Origin of the sequence: Streptomyces sp. Ru62, assembly GCF_002920615.1 — a bacterium.
In the GTDB taxonomy this organism is placed as follows: domain Bacteria; phylum Actinomycetota; class Actinomycetes; order Streptomycetales; family Streptomycetaceae; genus Streptomyces.
This window is the reverse complement of the sequence record NZ_PQSU01000002.1, coordinates 325160-347402: the sequence shown is the minus strand read 5'-3', so window position 1 is coordinate 347402 and position 22243 is coordinate 325160. Positions and strand designations below refer to the sequence as shown.

Genomic DNA, 22243 nt, shown 5'->3' with positions numbered 1-22243 from the left:
CGGCCCCCGCAGGCGAGAGCCCCGGCACTGCGAACGCCGGGGCTCTCGCCGTGTCCGGCCCGGCGCACGGGCACGTGCGCACGCGCACCGGTTGCTCACGCGTACCGGTAGATCCGGCTCACGTCCTCCAGTTCGTCCGGCGTCTCGTCCCACGGCGGCAGCTTCTCATGCCGGGCGACGACCCGCTTGTGCTGCCTGTCGGAGGTGCCGGGCGGCTCGGCCGGGAGGTAGCGGTGGTGGCGGTGGGCCCGCTGCCAGCGGTACCACTGGAGGTCGAGGAAGGCGTGGTGGAGCCAGAACACCGGGTCGTTGACGGACGCGCCGCCGAGCATGGCGCCGCCGACCCAGCGGTGCACCCGGTTGTGGTTCTTCCACGAGCCGCTGCCGCTGCCGGCGCCCCAGCCCTCCAGCTTGTTGCGGAAGCCCCTGCGGACGGTGGAGTCCCAGGGCCAGGCGTCGTAGACGGGGTCGTCCAGAGCCCACTGCAGCTCGCTGCGGGTGGGCAGCCGGAGAGGTGCGGCGGAGCGGCCGAGGTCCCGGGTGAGGAACTTGCCGTCGGTGACGCCTTCCTTGAGGGTCCAGTGGCCCGCCGCATAGGCGAACGGACCGGTCATCACCTGCCGGTCGGAGCGCCGGCCGTTCTCGCCGAGCAGGTCCTTCGTCCACGGCACGGAGGCCGTCGTACGGTCCCGGGTCCAGTCCCAGTACGGCACCGTCACCGAGGAGTCGACGCGACGCAGCGCCCGCTCCAGGTCCAGCAGGAACCTGCGGTGCCAGGGCAGGAAGGACGGCGCCATGTGGGCGGTGCGCAGCCCGTGCTCGCCGTCGGTGGTGTAGAAGTCGATGTGCAGGCGCACGAACTCGTCGTACTCACCGCGCCGTTTCAGCGTCAGCAGCGCGTTCACGAACCGTCGTCGCTCGCCCGCGGTGAGCGTGCTGACGTTCTTACGCACGTACGTCATGCCGGCCCCCCTGGTGCGCCTGTTCCCCGCTGCCCGCGCCGAAGTGTCCGACGAACGGGCGCGGCGCCAGGTCGCGCAGCCGCCGGCCGGGCCCGATCTCGTCCACGGCGGCCCGGGTCGCCTCCAGCGGCGTCCGGTACGACGTGTAGTGGTCGATCATGCTCAGCCAGGTGCCGTCGGCCCGGCGCATCAGGTGCAGCGGGCGGCCGTCGATGGTGATCCGCCACTCGATGCCGGCCTCCTCGCGGCCTGCGGCGGGCACCAGGGCACCGCGGATACGGCGGCCCCGGTAGGTCTCGTCGAAGGAGTTGCCGCTGGTGCCCTCGGCCGGTGGCACCGGCCGGGAGGCGGCGACGAGCGGTGCCAGCGCCAGCGCGGTGGCGGAGGCCAGCAGCCCCCGCGCCATCTCCCGCCGGGACGGTCTGGTCGCCTTAGCCCCGGCCCGCCGCTCCGCACCGACCCCTGCTCCGCCCACACCGACGACCATGCTCGCTCCTCGTCCGGTTCACGTGTCCGTACCGGCTAACCGGCCGCAAGCGCGCGGGGTCACCGCCAAGGAGCCATACGGCGGGTACGGTCGTGCCCGGTCACCGTCCCGGACCCGTGCCCACGTTGCCGTCCGCGACGGTGTGCACGACCGGGGGAAGGACACCCACCTGCGGAATCCTGGCGCCCGGCAGGCCGGAGTCGCGCCCGGCGGGTGCGGTCAGGGGGGCGTCCAGGGACAGGCCGGGAGTGAGGGCTCGCAGGTCGCCGGTGGGAGAGTCCACGTCGACGTGGTCGAAGCCGTCCCCCAGGGGGCGCGGCAGCGGAGCCCTGGCGTCCAGGCCGGGCAGCCCGCTGCTCACCGGCAGCTGGGGCAGGGTCCGGTCGGGGACGAGCCGGCCCGAGACGTACCGGGGCCCGTCGGGGGCGCCGGGCTTCAGCAGCGGCAGTTCGGCGCCGACCCTGGGCACCTCCATGCCGAGCGACCGGGAGGCGCCGCCCAGGGGCACGGGGACGGGGACCGTGCCGGATGCCGCGGCGGGGGCCGCGGCGCCCACGGTGGCCGCGACGCCCGTGATGACGGCGGCAAGGGTTCCTCGGGTGGTCGGCTTCATGTCAGTACGGTCCCTTTCGGAATGGCGGGGGTTCGAGGTCCGTACCGGGTAACGAGCGGAAAACGCCTTCATTTCACAATTCCCCCGGGTGCCGTAATAGTCGGCTCGTCCAGAAGTCTCACCGGCGGACGGCGGCAGCGCCCCGACCGGGGGAGGTGCGGAAGCGGGGGACCCTGGTGCGGTGAGGACGGGTGAGGGGGCGAGGCCCCGGCTTCCGCCTGCGTACCGGAGCGTCAGGCGCGCAGGCTGCGGGCGGGCAGGTAGACGTGCGCGGCGGCGTTCGTCGTTTCCGGGGCTCCCGCGAACGCGGCCAGCTCCGGGCCCGCGACCGGCCGGCGAGGGCCGGTCGTGGGGCAGACGCGCGTGGTGAACATGAAATACGTGTAACCGAGGTTCCCGACCGCCTCCAGCCACTCGGCGGGCGGCGTGACCTGGGTGGTGACGTTCGGCATCTGGAGGACGATCTGGCCGGCGACGACCAGCATGCTGACCTTCAGGCTCGGCCGGGTCGTGCCGTCGACGGGGTCGCCGCCCACCGGCAGCCGCATCTCGTCCAGAAGCCGCGCCACGGCGGCGGACGCGCCCTCCGGCCCGCCCGGCCCGTCGCCCAGAGAGCAGGCGAGCAGACAGGGGGTCCTGCCGGCACCCTCCTCGTTCCTGGCCATCCAGGCGAGCAGGGCGAGCGTCCCGAGGTCGGCGGCGCGGAAGGGGCGGATTTCGCTGGGTACTGTGGTCACCGCGCGACCCTATCGACGGGCCGTGGTGCGACCTGACGGCTTGTCACCCTTCCGGAGCAGCGTCCGAAGCCACTCCACACGATCGGGGGACCTGCCCCCTCATACGCCGAGGGCCGGTTCCGCGTGGCTGCGGGACCGGCCCGTCGGGGGGGCGGAGGGCGTCAGCGCTTCAGGGGCAGGCCACCGAGCAGCGGCCGGTGGTTGACCGACGTGGTGACGTCCTTCAGGTGACTCAGCACGGAGTCCTTGTTCTCGGTGTCGAGCGCGTCCGACTGGTGCTGCAGCGGCATCAGGTCCTTCACCGTGGGTGGCTTCTCGGCGAGGTGGGCGAGCGCGCCGTTGACGCTCATGGGCGGCAGGTGGTGGGCGTCGTAGGCGAACGCGGGTGCGGCGACGCCCGCAAGGGCCACGGAACCGGTGACTACGGCGGCGGCCTTCAGGGACTTCATCGTGTTCCTCTCTTCGGCAACTCACGTCACCCAGGGGTCTCTGACGCCGTGCCTAACGATGTCCGGCCGGGCCGGAAACTCCGCATCGAGAAGACATATGAAATTGCCGTGCAGCCGCTGGTGAGCACAGGTCTCAGCTGGTCGCCGACTGGCTGGGCTCCGCGGGGAGGCTGGGCAGTGCGGGCAGGGAATCGACGCTGGGAGCGGACGTGTCCTCGCCGAGGAGGTCCGGCCCCAGCAGGTCGACCAGGCCGGAGACCACGTCGGTGGCGGACGACAGGAGCTGGTCCAGCTGCCCGGTGACCGCCTTCACCAGATTGTCGATCGCGGTCTGCAGTGCGGAGAGCGCGTCATCGGCCAGGTCACGGGACGAGAGCGGGCTGACGATGTCCGCGTGCCGCTCGGCCGACTTCACGGTGAGGGCCGCCGGGACGCCGGAGACCGCGGGGGCAGCGGGGACGGCGGGGGCCGAAGGTGCCGCGGAGGCCGACGGTGACGCGGGGGCGGACGGCGTGGCGGTGGTGCTCGGCTTGGTGGGCTTCGTCGCCACCGGGGAAGTCGCCGGCACCGAGGGAGCCGCGGGTTTCGCCGTGGTCGCCGGAGAAGCGGGTGCCGCGGGCTTCGCCGAGGCCGTCGGACTCGCCGGCGCGGTGGGAGTCGCGGACGCCGTCGCCGGCGCGGTGGGAGTCGCGGACGCCGTCGCCGCCGCCTGAGCCGCGGGCTTGGACGCAGCCGCCTGAGCCGCGGGCTTGGACGCGGTCGTGGGAGTCGCCGCCGTGGACGTTGCAGGAGCCGCGGGCTGCGCGGACGCCGTCGGCTGAGTGGTCGTCGGCGGCTGGGAGGGGGCCGACGGGCGCACGGGGGCCGTCGCCTGGGCGGGAGCCGTCGGGGCGGCCGGCTTGGGATCAGTGGCGGCCCGGCGGACGGCCTGCTTCGCCGCCTCCCCCAGTCGCCTGGCCTCGTCGGCGGGCAGCTTGCCCTTCTCCAGCGACTGGTTGAGCAGGTCGACGACCGGATCGAGGGCGGAACCGGCGGTGCCGAGGTTCCTGACCTGCGCGAGCAGCTTCTCCTTCTCCGCTGCCGGGACGGGCGCCCGGAAGGCGGCGCGGTCGTGCTCCCGGGACGCATCGGCGGCGACCGCGATCGGACCGGTGATGCCGATCAGTACAGACGCGCACAGGACGGTGGACGCGAGACGCCGGACAGGCAGATCACGCATGGGTGTTCCTTTCGGTGAACAGTGGGGGCCTGTGCCCACCGTCGATTCACCGTTCTCCGTGCGCAACCGCTCGCCTACGGAATGTGATCCATTCGGAGGAGCGCAAAACCGGCCGGCCGCCCCGCGACGAGCGCGCGGGGCGGACGGCCGGCCGAAGGGTGCGTCCCGATGTCAGTCGTTGACGCAGGCGTTGCCGAACGCGGGGTTGAGCAGGGCGATGAAGTCGACGGTGTTGCCGCACACATTGATCGGGACGTGGATCGGGACCTGGATGACGTTGCCCGACAGCACGCCCGGCGACTTGGCGGCGACAGCGCCCGCGCCGGCGTCGGCGGAGGCCACGCCGGCACCGCCGGCGACGGCCGCGACGGCGGCGGAGGTCAGGACCAGGCCCTTCGCGATACGCGACATGGAGAGGTGCTCCTTGGGATCGACACAAACATCCGAGCGGACGCCCGGCGCAGTGTCAACGCACGACGCTGCCGGGGGTTGTGCCGCCAATGGGGTGACGTGAGGACGGGATGCCTTCACCTTTCCAACACACTTGCAGAGTTTGTCGGAGTTTGTAGGTATATCGACTACAGTTGCGGATCTCTTCAGGACGTGCGAAAGGGCACCGTTCGGTCATGTGCGATCTCCTGGGTCCCCTGCTGCGTACAACGGCGGGCGTCCTCGCCTCCACCACCCTCGCCGTCCTGTCGGTCCCGACGACGCCGGCCGCGGCCCGGACGGGCGCGCCGCCCTCCGCCGAGGCCACACGCCAGGTCTTGACGCCGCGTCACCACACCGTGCAGCACGGTGGCTTCGTCCGCGCGGCCAACGCCTCCGTGAGCTGCCGCGCGTCGGAGGATTCCGCGTGCCAGGCGGTGCGGGCCGGACGGACTCCGGCGAACGCCGGCCTCGACATGGTCGACGTCGACGTCGACGCCGACCCGCGCACCTACAACTCCTCCCGGGCCGAGCTCCGCGTCCCCGAGGGCGGCCGGGTCACGTACGCCAGGCTGTACTGGGGCGGCAATCCGCGCGCCGGCGAGCACAAACCGCCGCGCGACGACGGGCGGGTACTGATCGCAGGACCGGGCGGCGCGTACCAGGAGGTCCTCGCCGACACGTTCGAGGGCCACCGGGAGGCAGCCGGCGCGAACGCCTTCCAGGCCTCGGCCGACGTCACCCGGCTGGTGCGGGAGAGCGGTTCGGGACTGTACACCGTCGCGCAGGTCGGCATCGCCGTGGGCAGGTCCGCGGCCGGGACCTGGGGCGGCTGGACCCTGGTGGTGGCGTACGAGAACCCCGCGGAGCCGCTGCGCGAGCTGGCCCTGTGGGACGGCTTCGAGGCGCTGGACACCCCCGTCGACGTCCGGCTCACCGGGATGCGCGTACCGGCGGGGGCGGGCGGACGCGTCGGCCTGGTGGCGTACGGCGGCGACCGGGGCAGCGTGGGCGAGACGCTCACGCTCTCCCTCGGCCCCCGGCGTACGCCCGTCGCACTGCGCGACTCCGCCAATCCCCCGGACGACGTACTCAACTCCACGATCAGCGAACCGGGTGACGTACCCGCCCGGCGGATTCCGGCCTACGCCAACACGCTCGGCTACGACTCCGACGTGTTGGATCTCGGCCGGGCCCTGCGGCGCGGTGGTGACCAGCCCGGCTTCCGGCTCGTTTCCCACGCGGACGCGGCATGGGCCGGCGCGCTCTTCGCCGCCGTGGACGCCCGTAAGTAGGAGCCGCGTTCACGACCGCAGTCCTGAGCGCCCCCGTGAGCGAGGTAACCCGCGCATGCACCAGCCAGCACCCGACCTTCGGCCCCGGCTCCTGCACCTCGCGCAACCCGTCGACGGCGGTGTCGCCCGGGTCGTGCTCGACCTGGCGCGGGCCCAGCTCGCGGCGGGCCTGCGCGTCACGGTGGCCTGCCCGGGCGGAGCACTGGCCGCCGACCTGCGAGAACTGGGCGCCGACGTCCGGGACTGGCGGGCGAGCCGCTCCCCGGGGCCCGGCCTGCCGGGCGAGGTACGCCGGCTCGCCCGTCTGATCGACGAGGTTCGGCCCGAACTGGTGCACGCGCACAGCGCCAAGGCGGGTCTGGCCGCGCGGCTCGCCGTCCGCGGGCGCGTCCCGACCGTGTTCCAGCCGCACGCCTGGTCCTTCGAGGCGGTCGGGGGCGTCACCGCTGCGCTCGCCCTGCGCTGGGAGCGGTGGGGAGCGCGCTGGGCGGACCGGGTGGTGTGCGTCAGCGAGGCGGAGCGCGCGACGGGTCTGCGCGCCGGGGTGCGCGCGGCCTACACGGTCATCCCCAACGGCATCGACACGACCCGCTTCTCCCCGGCCGCCCCCTCCGGCACCGCGCCCGGCCGCCCGGCAGTCCCCCCTCCCGCACCGCGGGCCGCCGCCGACGGGCTCCAGCCGGAGCCGCCCGCACCCGGCGACGAGGGCCGCCCCCTCGTGGTGTGCGTAGGCCGCCTCTGCCGCCAGAAGGGGCAAGACGTACTGCTGCGGGCCTGGGAGGAGGTCATCGGCGTGCTGCCACGGGCGACGCTCGTGCTCGTCGGTGACGGCCCCGACCGCGAGGCATTACGACGAAGGGCACCCTCCTCCGTCCACTTCACCGGCGCCGTCCCCGACCCCGTGCCCTGGTACCGGGCCGCCGACCTGGTGGTGCTGCCCTCACGCTGGGAGGGCATGGCGCTCGCCCCGCTGGAGGCACTGGGCTGCGGAACACCCGTCGTCCTCACCGACGTCGACGGCGCCCGGGAGAGCCTGCCGCGCGCGCTCGCCGAGCGTTGCCTGGTGCCGCCGCAGGATCCCACCGCACTGGCCGGCGCGGTCACCGGGCTGCTGTCCGACCCACCACTGCGCGCGGCGCTCGGCGACCAAGGCCGTCGGTACGTCCTGTCCACGCACGACGTGCGGCTCACCGCCGAACGGTTCGCGGCCCTCTACCGCACCCTCCTCGGCACCGCCGGCACAGACCGCGACGCCCCGGCGGCGACCGGCGGAACAACCGAGCTCGTACCCTCCGAGTGCAGGGAGTCCAACCACTCGTGACTGCGGAAAGCACCGTCCCCTCCCCCGGCGCGCAGCCATGGGACCACGGATTCTCACCCGTCTCCGTGCTGCCGGCCCGCGCCGAAGGCGGCCTCCGGTTCCCGCCGCGACGCCCGCCCGAGCGGCCCGCCTCACCGCTGCCCCTGCTCGCCACCGACCTGCTCGCCGCGCTGGTGGGCGGCATCGCGCTGGACGAGGCCACCCGCCGGCCGCTGCCGGTCGCGGTGCTGGTGTCCGGCGCGCTGCTGCTGCGCCCGCCCTCCGCGCGGTCGGTGCACGGCGTCCTCGACGAACTCCCCGCGGTGTGCGCGCGGATCGCGGTGGTCTGGCTGGGCCTGGCCGCCCTGCTCGCCACGTACGCCCCCGGCAGCGCCCTCACCGCGTCCACGCTGCTGCTGGGCTGCGCTCTGCACGCGGTGGCGGCCGGTGCGGGCCGGGGCGCGGTGCACTGGCGGCGCCGGGTCGCGCTGCGCAGGCACCCGCGTCCCGCCCTGGTGATCGGGCCCGTGGTGGCCGCCCGGCGGGTGGCGGCCGCGCTGCTCCGGCAGCCGGGCTGCGGAGTGCGTCCGGTGGGGGTGGTCGCGGAGCACGCGGACGGCGCCGGCGGGCTGCCGGTGCTCACCACCGGCGAGGAGGTGGAGCGGGCGCTCATCCAGAACGGGGTGCGGGTCGTCCTCACCGTCCACCCGGACGTGCGCACGGATAAGGGGCCGCTGCTGCGGGCGCTCACCGAGTCCGGCTGCACGCTCTGGGAGGTGGACGCGGACGGTCCGGCGTACGAGGTGCGCGACCAGCTCGCCGGGTTCGCCGTGCGCCGCCTGGACCTGGGCGCGCGGCGGCGGACGAGCGTGGCCAAGCGGCTGCTGGACATCACGGTGGCCGGGACGCTGCTGGTACTGATCAGCCCGCTGCTGCTGGTGTGCGCGGTGGTGCTGCGGCTCACCGACGGGCCCGGGGTGGTGTTCCGGCAGGAGCGCATCGGGAAGGACGGCCGTCCCTTCACGCTGCTGAAGTTCCGCACCCACCGCCCGGCCGACGAACACGAGGCGGCCACCCGGTGGAGCGTGGCCGGCGAGCGGAGGATGAACCCGTTCTGCCGGTTCCTGCGGCAGGCGTCGCTGGACGAGCTGCTCCAGCTCTGGAACGTCGTACGGGGCGACATGAGCCTGGTCGGCCCGCGTCCCGAACGGCCCTACTTCGTCGCCCAGTTCAGCCAGACCTACCCGGGGTACGCGGCCCGCCACCGCATGCAGACCGGCATCACCGGGCTCGCCCAGATCAACGGGCTGCGCGGCGACACCTCGATCGAGGACCGGGCCCGCTTCGACAACGCCTACATCGACAACTGGTCGCTGTGGCAGGACGTCTGCATCATGCTGCGCACCGCCGCCGCGCTCGTACGGTCCACGGGGAGCTGACCGATGGCCCTCACCCTGCCGTTGCACCGCCCCGTGCGACCGTCGCCGGTGCTGCCCGTGCTGGCCGTGGTCGCCCTGCTCGCACTGCCGGTCGCCTCCGGCGACGAGGGCGGCGCGGGTCCCGCCGACGCCCTGTCCGCGCTGGTCGTCCTCTTCTGCGCGGTACGGCTGCTGCGGGCGCGCCGCCGCCCGCTCACCCGCACCGCCGCGCTGGTCCTCGGGCTGCCGGTGGCCGGCCTCGCGCTGGCCGCGCTGCACGCGGTGGCACCGGGCGCCGGGATCACCGGGCTCGGCCGTTACCTCCAGGTCTTCGTCCTCGTTCCGGCCGCCGTCGTCCTCCTCGTCCGCGGCCGGGCCGACTTCCGGCTGCTGGCCTGGTCGGTGGTGGCCCTCGCGGGGTGGCAGGGGGCTTTGGGCGTGCACCAGTACGTCACCGGCACCGGTGCCTCCTACCAGGGCCAGGACATCCGGGCGGTCGGCACCTTCGGGGCGACGGACGTGATGGGCATGGCGACGGTGGTGTCCTTCGGGCTGGTGTGCGCCGTGGGCCTGGCGCTCGGCCGGTCCGTGGAACGGGGGCGGGCGTTCGCCGCCTGCTGCGCGCTCGCCCTCGCGGTTCCGCTCGCCCTGTCCTTCAGCCGGGGTGCCTGGATCGCGACCGCGGTCACCGTCACCGTCCAGCTGGTCCTGGCCGGCCTGCGCCGGGCACTCAAGGCGGGGGCTGCCGTGGTGGCCGCGGGTGTGGTGCTGGTGGGCGGGTTCGGCGTGGGTACGACGATGCTCCAGGAACGGTTCGACAGCATCACCCAGGTCACCGACGCTCCCGACCAGTCGGTCACCGACCGGTACACGATGTGGGCCGCGGCCGTCGACATGTGGCGCGAACGCCCGCTGACCGGCGTCGGTCTGAAGGGCTTCCCCGAGCACCGGGACGGGCACGCCTCGCTCGCGCTGTCCTCGGGCAGCGACATCGCGGGCGCGGGTGCCGCCTACCGCCGGCAGCCGCTGCTCTCACCGCACAACATGTACCTGCTGGTCCTCGGCGAACAGGGTCTGGTCGGACTGCTGTGCCTCGCGGGCTCCTGGCTCGCCCTGCTGGTGTGCGCGCTGCGCGGCCTGTGCCGGACCCGCGCGGCCGGCGGCCACGGCCTGGACTGCGCGCTGATCGCGTGCGGCCTGCTGGTGTGGCAGCTCGTGGACTTCGCGTATGCCGACATCGGCGGCCCGTCGACCGTCCTGACGGCGGTGTGTTTCGGTCTGGTCGCCTGGTGGGCGCTGATCGGCGCGGACCGGGCCGTTTCCTGCGGCAGCACCGCCTCCCCCGTCACACGGGAGAGGGTGACGGGGGAGGCGGCCCTGCGATGACGGTCATCCCCCCGGCCCGAAGGCGACGGCCGGCACCCCACCGGACGCCCCCGCCGCCCCACCGCGACCGAAGGCCGATGACATGACGCGCCCCGGAACCGGCGGCGCACCGGGGCCGCGGCCCGGTACGGCGTACGGGCCGACGGGGGGCGCGCGGAGCCGGCCCGGTACGGCGCACCGGCCGACGGCGGAGACGAGACCCGGGGCGGGCGGGGTCCCTCTGCCGGTGGCCCGGTCGGCCGAACCCCCCACGGGGAGACCCGCTCCCGCGGCGGGCCAGGCCCACCTGCCGGCACACCCCGTGCCCACCGGGGCGGACCCCGCCGCGACGCCACCGCGACCGCTCCTCGACCCCGCCCCCGCGCAGCAGCCGCCCGCGCCGGACCAGCCGCCTCCGCCCGCTCCGGCCCGTGAAAACGCCCCGCCCACCCGGCGTTTCCTCGCTCACGCCACCCTCGTCACCGCTTCCCTCTCCATCGCCGCGGCACTGCTCGGGCTGGTGCGGGACCAGTCACTGGCCCGGCTGTTCGGGGCCGGGCCGGACACGGACGCCTTCCTGGTCGCGTGGACCGTGCCGGAGTTCGCGGCCACGCTGCTGATCGAGGACGGGCTGGCCTTCGCGCTGATCCCCGCGTTCAGCATGGCCCTGGCCCGCCGCGCGCGGGGCGCCCCGGGGGATCCCGTGCGGTCGCTGGTGGCCGGCACCCTGCCCCGGCTGGCCCTGGGATTCACGGCGATCGGGGCGCTGCTCGCGGTGGCCGCACCGCAGTTCGTCACCGCGCTCGCGCCGGGCCTGCCCGACCCCGCCCTCGCCGTGGACTGCACCCGGCTCACCGCGACGTGCGTGCTCAGCTTCGGCCTCGCCGGGTACGCCAGCGCGGCCCTCCGGGCCCACCGCCGCTTCCTGGCACCGGCCGCGATCTACGTCGCGTACAACGTCGGCATCGTCACGGCGATGTACACGCTCGGCGGCCGGTGGGGCGTTCGGTCGGCCGCGTTCGGGGTGGCGGCGGGCGGCTGTCTGATGGTGGTGGTCCAGCTCCCCTCCCTGGTACGGCAGTTGCGCCTCCGCCGGATCAGCGGGACGCAGGCCGGAGCCGCCGCCGCGGCGCAGCCGTTGGACGTGCCGCTGCTGGCCACGGTGCTGTTGTTCGCGCTGTGCCGGCAGTCGCAGGTGCTGATCGAGCGGTTCCTCGCCTCCGAGCTGCCCGCCGGAGCCATCTCGCACCTGAACTACGCGCAGAAGGTCGCGCAGATCCCGATGACGCTGTCCATGATGCTGTGCACGGTCACCTTCCCGGTGGTGGCGCGGGCACTGGCCGACGGCGACACCGAGCGGGCCCGGAACCGGGTGGAGCAGGACCTGGCTCTGGCCGGCTGCCTGGTGCTGCTCGGTACGGCCGCGGTCGTGGCCTGCGCACCGCAGCTGATCGAGCTGCTGTTCCAGCGGGGTGCGTTCACGGCCCAGGACACCGCGGCGACCGCCGGGGTGATGCGGGTCTACGCGATCGGCCTGCTCGGCCAGACCCTGACCGGCGTCCTGGTCCGCTCCTACTTCTCGGCGGGGCGCGCCGCCTGGTACCCGGTGGCCGCGATGACCGCGGGCATCGTCGCGACCTCCTGGGCCGGAGCCGGGACGCTCGGTTCCTGGGGGGTCACCGGGATCGCCGCCGCCAACGCCACCGGCATCACCGTCACCGCCCTCCTGCTCCTCGCCGGGATGCGGCGCCGCAGCGTACCCATCAGAACCGGGTCGGTGCTGCACGAGCTGAGCCGTCCGCTGCGGGCGGCGGTGGTGGCCGCCGTGGTCGGCGGGTTCGTGGGGGGGCTGCCGTCGGCCCCGCTCGCCGGGCTGGCCGCCGGCGGTGCCACGGTGACCGTCGTGTTCCTCCTGCTCGGCTGGGCCCTGGGCGCCCAGGGTTTCGCATCCGCACTCCGTTCCGTACGCACCCTCACCCGAAAGCTCACCCATGCCGTCCTTCGTTGAGTCCCCGGCTCCCATCCGGCACCTCGCCCCCGGCCCGGTCCCGTGGATCGCCATGTACCACTCGGTCGGCGACTGCTCCGACGACCCGTACCACCTCACGGTCAGCCCGGACCGGCTGGAGCGGCAGCTCCGCTGGCTGCGCCGGCGGGGGCTGCGGGGGGTGTCGGTCGCCGAACTGCTCGCCGCCCGGGCCCGGGGCGAGGGGCGGGACCTGGTGGCGCTCACCTTCGACGACGGGTACACCGACTTCCTCGGCAACGCCCTGCCGTTGCTGACGCGTTGGGGTTGCACGGCGACCCTGTTCGTGCTGCCCGGCCGGCTCGGCGGCGACAACGCCTGGGATCCCCTCGGCCCGCGCAAGCCGCTGCTGACCGCCGACGGCATCCGGCGGGCCGCCGCCGCGGGCATGGAGATCGGCTCGCACGGCCTCACCCACGTCGACCTCACCCGGGCCGACGACCGCCTGCTGAAGGCCGAGACCGCCGAGAGCCGGGCGGCGCTGGAGGAGCTGACCGGCGCCCCGGTCACCGGCTTCTGCTACCCGTACGGCACGGTCGACCGGCGTGCCGTGGAGGCCGTACGGGAGGCCGGTTACACCTACGCCTGCGCCATCGACCCCGGTGAGCTGACCGGCCCGCACGTCCTGCCGCGCGTGTACATCGGGCAGAACGACACCGCCGTGCGCCTGTTCCTGAAGTACCGGCTGCACCGGCTGCGCCGACGGCCCGTGGAGGGGCTGCGGTGAAGGCCCTGCACATCATCACGGGGCTCGGCGTGGGCGGCGCCGAGCAGCAACTGCGGCTGCTGCTGCGGCACCTGCCGGTCGCGTGCGAGGTGGTGACGCTGACCAACCCCGGGGCGGTGGCCGACGGGCTGGCGGCGGACGGGGTCCGGGTGACCCACCTCGGCATGGCCGGGAACCGCGACCTGGCCGCGCTGCCCCGGCTGGCCCGGCACATCCGGCGCGGCCGGTACGACCTCGTGCACACCCATCTCTACCGGGCCTGCCTCTACGGCCGGATCGCCGCCCGGCTGGCCGGGGTCCGCGCGGTCGTCGCCACCGAACACTCCCTCGGCGACTCGCAGATGGAGGGCCGTCCGCTCACCGCGGGGGTCCGCGCGCTGTACCTGCTGGGCGAGCGGCTGGGCCGGTCCACCGTCGCCGTCTCCCCCACGGTCGCCGCCCGGCTCGCCCGCTGGGGGGTGCCCGAGCCCCGCATCGCGGTCGTCCCCAACGGCATCGACCTGGCCCGGTTCGCCTTCGACCCGGAGGCCCGCCGGCGCACCCGCGACCGGCTCGGGCTGCCCGCCGACGCGTTCGTCATCGGCGGCATCGGCCGGCTCATCCCCGGCAAGCGCTTCGACGTCCTGATCCAGACCCTCGCCCGTCTTCCGGCCGACTGCCGGCTGCTGCTGGTCGGCGGCGGCCCCCAGGAGCCCGCGCTGCGGCGGGCCGCGTACACGGCGGGGGTCGCCGGACGGGTGCTGTTCGCCGGGGAACGGCCGTACCTGCCGGACGGTTCGTCCGGGCCCGGCCTGCCCGCGCTGGCCTCGGCGATGGACGTGCTCGCCGCGCCCTCCACCGAGGAGGCGTTCGGCCTCGCGGTCGTGGAGGCGCTGGCGGCCGGCCTGCCGGTGCGCTACACCTCCTGCCCCGCCCTGGAGGACCTGCCGCCCGGGGCCGCCCCGGACGCGGTGCGGGTCCCGTGCGACGCCGGCGCCTACGCCCGCGCGCTCGCCGAGGTCCGCGCCGCCGGACCGGGCCCGCGCACCGCCCCCGAGGCGGCCCGCCACTACTGCATCACCCGCAGCGCCGCCCGCCTCATGGAGGTCTACACGGCGGCGTTCACCCGCACGGTCCCCCCGTCCCGATCCCCCGAGGGAGTCAGCCCGTCATGACCGAGAACCACGTCCCGCACCGCAGAACGTCCCGCCTCCGGGCGCTCCCACCCTGGTCGCTGGTGGCGGCCGGTGTCCTGGCGGGCGGCCTGCTGGGCGGCGGGTACGGCGTGCTGAAGCCCCCGGAGTACACGGCGACCAGCTATGTCGTCGCCGTCCCCGGTGAGCGGACCGACACCGCCACCGCGCTCGGCTTCGCACAGGCGTACGGCCGGGTCGCCACCCAGGTGGCGGTGCTGGGCGACGCCCAGGTGTGGGCGGGGGTCCCGGTGCGCACCCTGCGCGACAGCGTGCGCACCGCGACATCACCGGACGCCCCCATGGTCGCCGTCTCCGCCACCTCCGTCCACCCGGACCAGGCCGCCGACATGGCCAACGCCGTCGCCCGCGCGCTCATCCGCCACGCCGATGCCGCCAAGGCCGACACCCACGTCGGACTCATGCAGTTCTCCCGCGCGGGGAAGCCCAGCGCGCCCAGCTCGCCGTCCCCCGCGGTGACCGGACTGGTCGGCGCGAGCGCGGGCGGGCTGTTCGGCGCCCTCGTGCTGCTGGTACGCCCGAAACGGCGTGCTGAGGAGGAGATCACCCGGTCGCCCTCGGTGCCCGGCCCGGCCGTCGCCGCCGACGTACACGGTCAGCTGTGATCTCCACGTACCCGGCGGGCACCGCGCGCCCCGCCCGCGCCACGGGACTGATCAGCGAACTCGTCACCGACGAGGAGAGGTTCGCCGCGCTGGCCCCCGCCTGGGGGCGGCTCTTCGCGCGGTGCGCCGCCGCGACGCCGTTCCAGAGCCACGCCTGGCTGCACTCGTGGTGGCTGTCGTACGGTCTGCCCGGCCGGCTTCGGCTGCTGGTCGTACACGCCGGGCGGGAACTGGTGGCCGCCGCGCCGCTGATGCTGGTGCGCCGCCCGCTGCCGGCGCTGGTGCCGCTCGGTGGGACGATCTCCGACTACGCCGACGTGCTGCTGGACGACGGCGACAACGGGCGGGCGGCCGGCGCGCTCACCGACGCGCTCACGGTCGCGGCGGGCACGGCGCTGATCGACTTCCGCGAGGTACGTCCGGGCGGCGCGGTGGAGCGGATCTACGACCGCTGGCGCGGGCCTCGCCGCACGGTGGACGACTCGTTGTGCCTGGAACTTCCCGCCGCACCCATGGACGAGCTGATCGCCCGGCTGTCCTCGGGCAAAGCCGGCCAGCGGGCGCGGGCGAAGCTGCGCAGGCTGACCGCGCTGGGTGTGCAGCGGCGGGCGGTGGGCCCGGACGAGGTGGACGCGGCGATCGGCCGGCTGCTGGAACTGCACCGACTGCAATGGCAGGACCGGAAGGTGACGAGCGAACATCTGCGGCCCCGGTTCCGGAAGCATCTGGTGCGCGCCGTGGGCCCGATGGTGCGTTCCGGGAACGCGGTGGTCACCGAGTTCCGGATCGGCGACGAGGTGGTGGCCGTCGATCTGACCCTCCTCTCGGGCAGCCTGGCCGGCGGCTACCTGTACGGCGCCCATCCGGGCCTGCGCCAGCGGAAGGTGGACGTCGCGGTGATGCTGCTGGACGCCTGCGCCGAGTACACCGGCGGCAGCGAACCCCGCACGCTGAGCCTGCTGCGCGGCGACGAGCCGTACAAGCGGCACTGGCGGCCCGAACAGGTCACCAACAGACGGCTGCTCATGGCCCGGTGGCGCACCGCCCCGCTGCTGATGGCCGCGCTGTGCGACGCGAACGCCCGGCAGCGGGGCAGGGAAGTGCTGCTCCGGTGGCGGGAGCAGGCCCAGCGCTGACGACTCGGTGCCCGTCAGTCGAAGGGGATGCAGAATCGCTCGCCGAGCCAGTACTCGGTCCAGTCGCCCAGGACGGGAGACCGGCAGCCGTCCGGGGGTCCGGTGGTGAGCACCGGCTCACGTGCGGGCGCCGGAGTCGGCGTGGGCACCTGGGCCGGCTGCTCGGTGCGGCCGTACAGGACGGCCCGGTAGATCCGGGACGAGCGGGGGTTGGCCGAGCACTGCCACACGCCGTGCGGGCAGTAGTCGGTCAGCGTGTTGTACAGCGGTTTGTGCTCGTCGATCCAGGCGAGCATGCGCCGCATGTACTCGGCGTTGTCACCGTTGCGGAAGAGCCCCCATTCCGGATAGGAGATGGCCTTGCCGTGGGCCTTGGCGAAATCCACGTGCTGCTGGAGGCCGTAGGGCTCGGTGACCTGCTCGTCGAAGGACACTCCGCTGGGCTGGTCGTAGGAATCCATGCCGATGATGTCGACCGTGGCGTCCCCGGGATAGCACTCCGTCCACGGAACGGCGTCCCGGCCACGGCTCGGCGTGAAGTCGAACCGGAAGTCCTGTCCCGGCACCGAGCGCATGGTGGCGACGATCCTGTTCCAGTACGTCTTCCATGCCTCGGGGTCCGGTCCGCAGCGGTGGGTGTAGGTGGTGCCGTTCATCTCCCAGCCCAGCACGATCACCGTGTCCGGCACCTTCAGCTCCACCAGCCGCTCGGCCAGGGCCCTGAAGTGGTGGTCGAACGCGCCGACCGCGGCCTGCCGCAGCAGCCACCGCACCTGGTCGTCCGAGAGGTTCTCCTCGTTGCGCTCCTGCATCGGCACATTGAGGACGAGCGTCCGGTCCGCCTTCTCACGCCGCCACTGCGCCCATGCGTCCAGGAAGCCGGGTGCCCCCTCGATGTCCCGCCAGCGCCTCCCGGGCAGGTAGGTGTGGGCGACCTTCAACTCGGTCCCGCCGAGCCAGTGACTCAACTCGGTCATGCGAGCGACGCCCTGCGGCCCGGAGTCGAGGAACGCCCCGAAGTCCGCGACGGGGCGGCCGGAGCCGGGAGGCACGGGGGTCTGCGACGGCGTCGGGGGGAGGGGGACGGGGGGCGTGTCCGGCGTGGGCGACGGCGGAGGGAGTGGCGGGGACGGCACCGCGGGGGCCGTGGGGGTCGTCGCCGGAGTCGTCGGGACGGCGGCCCGCGAGTGTCCCGGGCGGTCCACGGCGAGCCCCGGGCCGGCCGCCAGGGTGGCCGACGCGAACAGCGCCGCCGCGACGACGGCGGCCGGCCGCCCGGCCCGGGCCCTGCGCTGTTGCGGAGCCATGCCCGCTCCTTTCTGCACTCGCCACTCGATGTCGCGGCGTCGCGTCATCCGGCAACCGAGCACGCAGTCATATCAATACGACTGATGCCGGTACGGATATCGCTTTCCGCCCGCCGAACCCCCGCACGGGTGAATGGGCGCACGCTGCCCGGGCAAGCGGGCCGCGGTCGGCGCGGGACCGGCCCCTGCGCGCTGGGAGGCGGCCGGACACGGCGGGTGTCGCAGTGGTGAGGCGCAGGGCGCGGGGGCATGCCGCGACTGCGAGGCGTGGGCGCGGGCAGGTGACCGGCCGCGAATGCCGAGGCGGCGAGACGCGCGGAGCCGCCACGCGCCGGGCACGGGAGCGCGGTGCGCGCGGCGGCGGCGGAGCGGCGGGGGCGCCCGGGTGCCGGGCGCCGGGTCCGGCATCCGGGGCGCTAACGACGGGAGGCGGAACGGCCTCGCCGGTACAGGATCACCCCGGCGGCGATCAGGGCTGCGCTGGCGGCCGACGTCGCGATCATCGCCGGGCCGGCACCACCGGTGTGCGGCAGCGTGGGCGGCTGCCCGGGGGACTCCGCGTCCCCACCGCCGGGCGGCGGGGTGCGACCGGTGACCGGGGGCGTGGTCTCGCCACCGCCCGGTGCCGTGGTGTGCCCGCCACCGGGAGGCGTGCTGTGGCCACCGCCAGGGGGCGTGCTCTCACCTCCGCCGTAGGGAGGCGGGGCGGTCTCCTCGCCGCCGTACGGAGGAGGGGCGGTCGTGCCGCCGGAAGGAGGCGTGGAGTGGTCGGCGTCGGGGCGGGGCCGTCCGCCGGAGTGGCCGGAGCCGCCGTATCCGGAGTCGCCCGCGTCGCCGTATCCGGAGTCGCCCGGGCCGCCGGACCCCGAGTCCGTCGAGCCACCGTACCCGGTGTCCTTCGAACCGCCGTGTCCGGAACCGTCCGTGCCGGCGTGACCCGAGTTCTCCGCCCTCCCGCGACCCGAGTCGTTCGAACCACCGTGGCCGGGACTGCCCGAGCCGCCGTTCCCCGGGCCGGCGGGTTCTTCAGCAGGACGGCCGGCACCTTGGTCCGGTCGGTCGTGGGCCGTCGTGGTGGCACAGGAGCCGGCGGATGCCGGGTCCGGCGCCGCGGCCGCGCCGACCGGGTCGCCGCAGGCGCTGACCGGGTTCGCGGGGTCCGGGGCGCCGTCCCCGGACAGCACCCCGGCGGAAGCCTGCCCGGCACCCTGAGCCCGGGAGTCGGCGAGTGCGGAGCCGCCGTACAAGGACAGCACGCCGGCCGCGACCGCGGCCACGGACATGCCCTTGCGGAGTGTCTGTCGCAACCTCGTGGTCTTTTCTGCTCGCAGAAGAGGGAAAGCCGGCCCCGGAGCGCGGAATCGACGGATCGGCGGTCCGGGGCCGGCCAGTCCGCAGCCGGGGGGCTGGTACCTAGTGTCGCGTCGTCACTTCTTGTGGATGTCGCCGTTGATGCAGGTGTTGCCGGCCGCCGGGTTCAGCAGAGCGACGATGTTGATCGTGTTGCCGCAGATGTTGATCGGAATGTGGATCGGGACCTGGACGACGTTTCCGGACAGGACGCCCGGGGAGTGCGTGGCGGCACCATTGGCCTCGGAGTCGGCGAAGGCGGGTCCGGCCAGCCCCAGGGCCAGGATCGCGCCCGTAACGACAGCAGCGGTCTTCTTCATGGATGTTCCCTTCTCTGGGGTCATGCCCCAATGACGGCCAGAACCGTGTGAGCACGACGTGAACGGTCGCGGCACGGAACGAGAGATAGACACATTGGAAGGCCGCAGAACGCGGAGAGCGCGAGAATCACCCGATCGCACTCATTTCTCACGCGCTCTCCCTCCTCCCGTATTTCAAGAAAAGAGCCCGGGCGGTCCGCAGACGGTGCGGCGGACGGCCCGGGCCGGCAGACCGGCTCAGCTCTCGCCGTTGGCCGAGAGGACCGACAGGTCCTCCAGGACATGGGAGAGCGCGCCGTCGCGCTTGGCGTTCGTGGAGTTGTCGGAGCACTGCTGCTGCAGGTGGTCCGAGAGAACCGGGATGTCCTGGACCGTGCCGCCGATGGCCGCGTCGACGGCGACGTCGACGTCCTGGACTCCGACGCACGGCTTGTTGAGCGAGCCCTGCACCAGGGAGAGCTGCGGGCTCAGGTTGCCCTTCGTCGCCGAGTTGCCGAACGACGACACGGCGCCGTTGCCGTTCGCGACGGTCGGCCCGTCGTCGTTGCCGATGGCAAGCGCCTGCGGCGCGGCCGCCACCGCCATTCCCACGACAGAAGCGGCGGTCGCGGCGGCGACCATTGCCTTCTTGAGCACTTCGCGTTCCTTTCCTCGTAACGACGCATGCCCTACGGCCTCATCAACCCGGCGCATCGGGAATGGTTCCGCTGATTCACTCGGTTGGAGCGCGCACGTCTTGAGGATGACGGGGGGTCGCCGATCGGAAAACCACACCACCAGTCCACCTCATCGGCCGACAGGGTGAAGGGGAGAAACCGCGGGGAGAGCGAGGAGTTGACCAGAACGCTCCGGTGGACGGGGTTTCCTCAGAAAGGACTGGCCAGTGATCAGGAAGATTGTTGCCACTGCGGCCGTCGCCGCTTCCGCCATGGGCGCCTCCGCCGCCGCGGCACCGCAGGCGCTGGCACTCGGCAACGACGACGGGCCGACCGTCGCGAACGGCAACGCGGGATGGCAGAACTACGGCAACTCGGCCACGTACGGGAACATGAGCCCGCAGATCGCCCTCATCCAGGGCTCCTTCAACAAGCCGTGCATCGCGGTGAACGACCTTCCGGCCTCCGTCGACGCGGCCGTCGGCGGCGCGCTGCAGGATGTTCCGATCCTGTCGGACCACATGCAGCAGCAGTGCACCGAGAACTCCTCGAACGTCAAGCGCGACGGCGCGCTGGCGCACCTGCTGGAGGACGTGTCGATCCTGTCCGAGAACTCCGAATCCGGTCGCTGATCCCGGTCCCTGGAGCGGGTCGCCGAATCCTCGGCGGCCCGCTCCGGCGTGTCCGCGGCAACGGCGGCGGGTCAGCGCCGGTACAGCGCCTCGATCTGCTCCGCGTACGCGGCCGTCACCGCGTGCCGCTTCACCTTCAGGGACGGCGTCAACAGCCCGTTCTCCTGGGTGAACTCGCCCTCGACCAGCGCGAACGCGCGGATCGACTCGGCACGGGAGACCGCCTTGTTGGCGTGGTCGACCGCTCTTTGCACCTCGGCGCGCAGCCGCTCGTCGCGCACCAGCGTGGACAGCGGGGTGTCCGGTGGCAGCTTCCGTACGGACAGCCAGTGGGCGACCGCCTCCGGGTCGAGGGTGATCAGCGCGGCGACGAAGGGCCGGTTGTCGCCGACGACCACGCACTGGCCGACGGGTGAGCGGCTGCGCAGCCGGTCCTCCAGGACGGCCGGCGAGACGTTCTTGCCGCCGGAGGTGACAAGGATGTCCTTCCTGCGGCCGGTGATGCTGAGGTAGCCGTCGTCGTCCAGCGCGCCGAGATCACCGGTCGCGAACCAGCCGTCGTGCAGCACGGCGTCCGTGGCGGCGGGGTTGTTCCAGTACGACGTGAAGACCACCCCGCCCTTGATCAGCACCTCCCCGTCGTCGGCGAGGCGCACGGAGACGCCCGGCACCGGCCGGCCGACCGTGCCGGGGCGCGGGCTGAGCGGCGGAACGATCGTGGCGGCGGCGCTGGTCTCGGTCAGGCCGTAGCCCTCGTAGACGACGATGCCGGCCGCGAGGAAGAACAGGTTGAGGTCGCGGTCCAGCGGGGAGCCGCCGCTGATGGCGTACCGCATCCGGCCGCCCAGCTCCTTGCGGATGCGGCGGTAGACCAGCAGGTCGTACAGCGCCCACGCGGCGTACAGGCCGGGTCCCGGGCCCTTGCCGGTGCCGAGGAACTTCCGCAGGTGGGCTTCGCCGAAGCGGACGGCGACGCGTTCGGCGCGGTCGAAGGAGGCGGCCCGGCCGAGTTTCTCCGCGGTGGCCCGCCCGGTGTCGTGGATCTTCTCGAAGAGGTACGGCACCCCGACCAGGAAGGTGGGCCGGAACTCCTTGAGCGCGGGCCGCAGTTCGTCGGGCTTCACGCTCGGGAAGTGGCCGGTCTCGATGCGGGCCAGCAGGCAGGCGAGCTGGAGGGTGCGGCCGAGGATGTGGGCGAGCGGCAGGAAGAGCAGGGTGGACGCGGTCTGACCGGTGACCGCCTGGAAGACCGGGTGCAGCAGCTCGGCGGTGTTGGCCGCCTCGGCGTGGAGATTGGCGTGGGTGAGGACGCAGCCCTTGGGGCGGCCGGTGGTGCCGGAGGTGTAGCAGAGGGTGGCGATGGTGTCGGGGCCGAGCGCCCCGCGCCGCTTGACGAGTTCGTCGTCGGGCAGGTCCCGGCCGAGGACGGTGAGGTCGGTGAGGGCGTCGGCGTCGAGTTGCCACAGGCGCGGGGGGCGCGTGTGGCCTGCCGTGCCGGTGGTGACGGTGGCGGCGTTCGCGGCGGTCTCGGTGACGACGAACCGGGCGCCGGAGTCGCGGACGATCCACTCGACCTGCTCGGCGGAGGAGGTCGGGTAGACCGGCACGGACTGGCCGCCGGCCGCCCAGATGGCGAAGTCCAGGACGGTCCACTCGTAGCGGGTGCGGGACATCACCGCCACCCGGCCGCCGGGTTCGAGCCCGGCGGCGACGAGCCCCTTGGCGACGGCGGCGACCTCGGTGGCGAAGGCTGCCGCCGTCACCGGGCGCCAGGCGCCGCCGCGATCGCGGCGGCGCAGCAGCACCGCGTCGGGGGTCTCGGCCGCGTGCCCGAACGGCAGGTCGGCGAGGGAACCGGTGGTGAGCGGGGGCGCCAGGGGCGCGGCGCGCACCTCGCGGACCGTGCCCATGGCGTCCCGGACGATCTCCACCGCGGCGCGGTCCGCCAGACCGGTGCGCTGCCGTGCCCGTTTCAGATCCCTGCGTACGCCCATGACGGCTCCCGGTGGCGGTGCGT

General features: G+C 74.0%; 22 protein-coding genes. 10 read left to right on the top strand and 12 right to left on the bottom strand.

What is annotated here, in order from left to right; genetic code table 11:
• Nucleotides 1-95: 95 nt before the first annotated feature.
• The 7 genes from C3492_RS04005 to C3492_RS03975 form a co-directional block, all read right to left on the bottom strand.
• Complete coding sequence (locus C3492_RS04005) at nt 96-962, bottom strand: tyrosinase family protein (RefSeq protein WP_103810309.1); 867 nt, start codon at nt 960-962, stop codon at nt 96-98.
• Nucleotides 946-1449, bottom strand: coding sequence for a tyrosinase family oxidase copper chaperone (locus C3492_RS04000; protein WP_103810308.1), 504 nt, complete (start codon nt 1447-1449; stop codon nt 946-948). Before C3492_RS04000 ends, C3492_RS04005 begins: the two co-directional genes overlap by 17 nt.
• Nucleotides 1450-1549: 100 nt before the next feature.
• Nucleotides 1550-2062, bottom strand: a complete 513-nt coding sequence (locus tag C3492_RS03995; protein WP_103810307.1) for a hypothetical protein — start codon at nt 2060-2062, stop codon at nt 1550-1552.
• Between the two features lie 233 nt (nt 2063-2295).
• The gene (locus tag C3492_RS03990) at nt 2296-2799 is read right to left on the bottom strand and encodes a DUF5949 family protein (protein ID WP_103810306.1); all 504 of its coding nucleotides are present in this window, start codon (nt 2797-2799) and stop codon (nt 2296-2298) included.
• Nucleotides 2800-2960: 161 nt separating this feature from the next.
• Entirely contained in the window at nt 2961-3248 is a 288-nt protein-coding gene (locus C3492_RS03985) for a hypothetical protein (protein ID WP_103810305.1), read from the bottom strand.
• A 133-nt stretch (nt 3249-3381) separates the two neighbouring features.
• Complete coding sequence (locus tag C3492_RS45390) at nt 3382-4467, bottom strand: hypothetical protein (protein ID WP_258055472.1); 1086 nt, start codon at nt 4465-4467, stop codon at nt 3382-3384.
• A gap of 171 nt (nt 4468-4638) precedes the next feature.
• Nucleotides 4639-4878, bottom strand: a complete 240-nt coding sequence (locus C3492_RS03975; protein ID WP_103810304.1) for a chaplin — start codon at nt 4876-4878, stop codon at nt 4639-4641.
• Between the two features lie 215 nt (nt 4879-5093).
• Between C3492_RS03975 and C3492_RS03970 the strand changes: the two genes are divergently transcribed.
• From C3492_RS03970 to C3492_RS03930, 9 genes are all read left to right on the top strand, one after another.
• A complete protein-coding gene (locus C3492_RS03970) occupies nt 5094-6191 on the top strand; it encodes a DUF3344 domain-containing protein (RefSeq protein WP_103810303.1) in 1098 nt (365 codons plus the stop codon).
• A 55-nt stretch (nt 6192-6246) separates the two neighbouring features.
• Nucleotides 6247-7512 carry a glycosyltransferase gene (locus C3492_RS03965; protein WP_103810302.1) on the top strand — a complete coding sequence of 422 codons (1266 nt, stop codon included), beginning with the start codon at nt 6247-6249 and terminating at the stop codon, nt 7510-7512.
• The gene (locus C3492_RS03960; RefSeq protein WP_181140184.1) at nt 7509-8930 is read left to right on the top strand and encodes an exopolysaccharide biosynthesis polyprenyl glycosylphosphotransferase; all 1422 of its coding nucleotides are present in this window, start codon (nt 7509-7511) and stop codon (nt 8928-8930) included. The genes C3492_RS03965 and C3492_RS03960 overlap by 4 nt, the downstream gene beginning before the upstream one ends.
• A gap of 3 nt (nt 8931-8933) precedes the next feature.
• Nucleotides 8934-10295, top strand: coding sequence for an O-antigen ligase (locus tag C3492_RS03955; protein ID WP_103810300.1), 1362 nt, complete (start codon nt 8934-8936; stop codon nt 10293-10295).
• Between the two features lie 82 nt (nt 10296-10377).
• Nucleotides 10378-12282, top strand: coding sequence for a lipid II flippase MurJ (locus C3492_RS03950; protein ID WP_374938321.1), 1905 nt, complete (start codon nt 10378-10380; stop codon nt 12280-12282).
• Complete coding sequence (locus tag C3492_RS03945; RefSeq protein WP_181140183.1) at nt 12266-13027, top strand: polysaccharide deacetylase family protein; 762 nt, start codon at nt 12266-12268, stop codon at nt 13025-13027. Before C3492_RS03950 ends, C3492_RS03945 begins: the two co-directional genes overlap by 17 nt.
• Nucleotides 13024-14181, top strand: a complete 1158-nt coding sequence (locus C3492_RS03940; protein WP_103810299.1) for a glycosyltransferase — start codon at nt 13024-13026, stop codon at nt 14179-14181. The genes C3492_RS03945 and C3492_RS03940 overlap by 4 nt, the downstream gene beginning before the upstream one ends.
• Complete coding sequence (locus tag C3492_RS03935) at nt 14178-14825, top strand: lipopolysaccharide biosynthesis protein (protein ID WP_103810298.1); 648 nt, start codon at nt 14178-14180, stop codon at nt 14823-14825. Before C3492_RS03940 ends, C3492_RS03935 begins: the two co-directional genes overlap by 4 nt.
• Nucleotides 14822-15961: a GNAT family N-acetyltransferase gene (locus C3492_RS03930; protein ID WP_103810297.1), complete on the top strand. Its 1140-nt coding sequence runs from the start codon at nt 14822-14824 to the stop codon at nt 15959-15961. Before C3492_RS03935 ends, C3492_RS03930 begins: the two co-directional genes overlap by 4 nt.
• Before the next feature lie 14 nt (nt 15962-15975).
• On the opposite strand, the gene C3492_RS43950 is transcribed toward C3492_RS03930, so the two are convergent.
• From C3492_RS43950 to C3492_RS03905, 4 genes are all read right to left on the bottom strand, one after another.
• Complete coding sequence (locus tag C3492_RS43950) at nt 15976-17268, bottom strand: glycoside hydrolase family 26 protein (RefSeq protein WP_107500661.1); 1293 nt, start codon at nt 17266-17268, stop codon at nt 15976-15978.
• A gap of 416 nt (nt 17269-17684) precedes the next feature.
• The gene (locus C3492_RS46610) at nt 17685-18575 is read right to left on the bottom strand and encodes a chaplin family protein (protein WP_103810295.1); all 891 of its coding nucleotides are present in this window, start codon (nt 18573-18575) and stop codon (nt 17685-17687) included.
• 120 nt (nt 18576-18695) lie between these two features.
• The gene (locus C3492_RS03910) at nt 18696-18938 is read right to left on the bottom strand and encodes a chaplin (RefSeq protein WP_103810294.1); all 243 of its coding nucleotides are present in this window, start codon (nt 18936-18938) and stop codon (nt 18696-18698) included.
• 237 nt (nt 18939-19175) lie between these two features.
• Nucleotides 19176-19574: a rodlin gene (locus tag C3492_RS03905; protein ID WP_103810293.1), complete on the bottom strand. Its 399-nt coding sequence runs from the start codon at nt 19572-19574 to the stop codon at nt 19176-19178.
• A gap of 247 nt (nt 19575-19821) precedes the next feature.
• Between C3492_RS03905 and C3492_RS03900 the strand changes: the two genes are divergently transcribed.
• A complete protein-coding gene (locus C3492_RS03900; protein WP_103810292.1) occupies nt 19822-20226 on the top strand; it encodes a rodlin in 405 nt (134 codons plus the stop codon).
• 71 nt (nt 20227-20297) lie between these two features.
• On the opposite strand, the gene C3492_RS03895 is transcribed toward C3492_RS03900, so the two are convergent.
• Entirely contained in the window at nt 20298-22220 is a 1923-nt protein-coding gene (locus tag C3492_RS03895; RefSeq protein ID WP_103810291.1) for a long-chain fatty acid--CoA ligase, read from the bottom strand.
• Between the last annotated feature and the right edge of the window lie 23 nt (nt 22221-22243).

Bases quoted from the DNA above. Each gene is read 5' to 3' on its own strand.
- C3492_RS45390 (WP_258055472.1), bottom strand. From the start codon at position 4,467: ATGCGTGATCTGCCTGTCCGGCGTCTCGCGTCCACCGTCCTGTGCGCG.
- C3492_RS03970 (WP_103810303.1), top strand. From the start codon at position 5,094: ATGTGCGATCTCCTGGGTCCCCTGCTGCGTACAACGGCGGGCGTCCTC.
- C3492_RS03995 (WP_103810307.1), bottom strand. From the start codon at position 2,062: ATGAAGCCGACCACCCGAGGAACCCTTGCCGCCGTCATCACGGGCGTC.
- C3492_RS04000 (WP_103810308.1), bottom strand. From the start codon at position 1,449: ATGGTCGTCGGTGTGGGCGGAGCAGGGGTCGGTGCGGAGCGGCGGGCC.
- C3492_RS03985 (WP_103810305.1), bottom strand. From the start codon at position 3,248: ATGAAGTCCCTGAAGGCCGCCGCCGTAGTCACCGGTTCCGTGGCCCTT.
- C3492_RS03910 (WP_103810294.1), bottom strand. From the start codon at position 18,938: ATGAAGAAGACCGCTGCTGTCGTTACGGGCGCGATCCTGGCCCTGGGG.
- C3492_RS03945 (WP_181140183.1), top strand. From the start codon at position 12,266: ATGCCGTCCTTCGTTGAGTCCCCGGCTCCCATCCGGCACCTCGCCCCC.
- C3492_RS04005 (WP_103810309.1), bottom strand. From the start codon at position 962: ATGACGTACGTGCGTAAGAACGTCAGCACGCTCACCGCGGGCGAGCGA.
- C3492_RS03955 (WP_103810300.1), top strand. From the start codon at position 8,934: ATGGCCCTCACCCTGCCGTTGCACCGCCCCGTGCGACCGTCGCCGGTG.
- C3492_RS43950 (WP_107500661.1), bottom strand. From the start codon at position 17,268: ATGGCTCCGCAACAGCGCAGGGCCCGGGCCGGGCGGCCGGCCGCCGTC.
- C3492_RS03965 (WP_103810302.1), top strand. From the start codon at position 6,247: ATGCACCAGCCAGCACCCGACCTTCGGCCCCGGCTCCTGCACCTCGCG.
- C3492_RS03950 (WP_374938321.1), top strand. From the start codon at position 10,378: ATGACGCGCCCCGGAACCGGCGGCGCACCGGGGCCGCGGCCCGGTACG.
- C3492_RS03975 (WP_103810304.1), bottom strand. From the start codon at position 4,878: ATGTCGCGTATCGCGAAGGGCCTGGTCCTGACCTCCGCCGCCGTCGCG.
- C3492_RS03935 (WP_103810298.1), top strand. From the start codon at position 14,178: ATGACCGAGAACCACGTCCCGCACCGCAGAACGTCCCGCCTCCGGGCG.
- C3492_RS03895 (WP_103810291.1), bottom strand. From the start codon at position 22,220: ATGGGCGTACGCAGGGATCTGAAACGGGCACGGCAGCGCACCGGTCTG.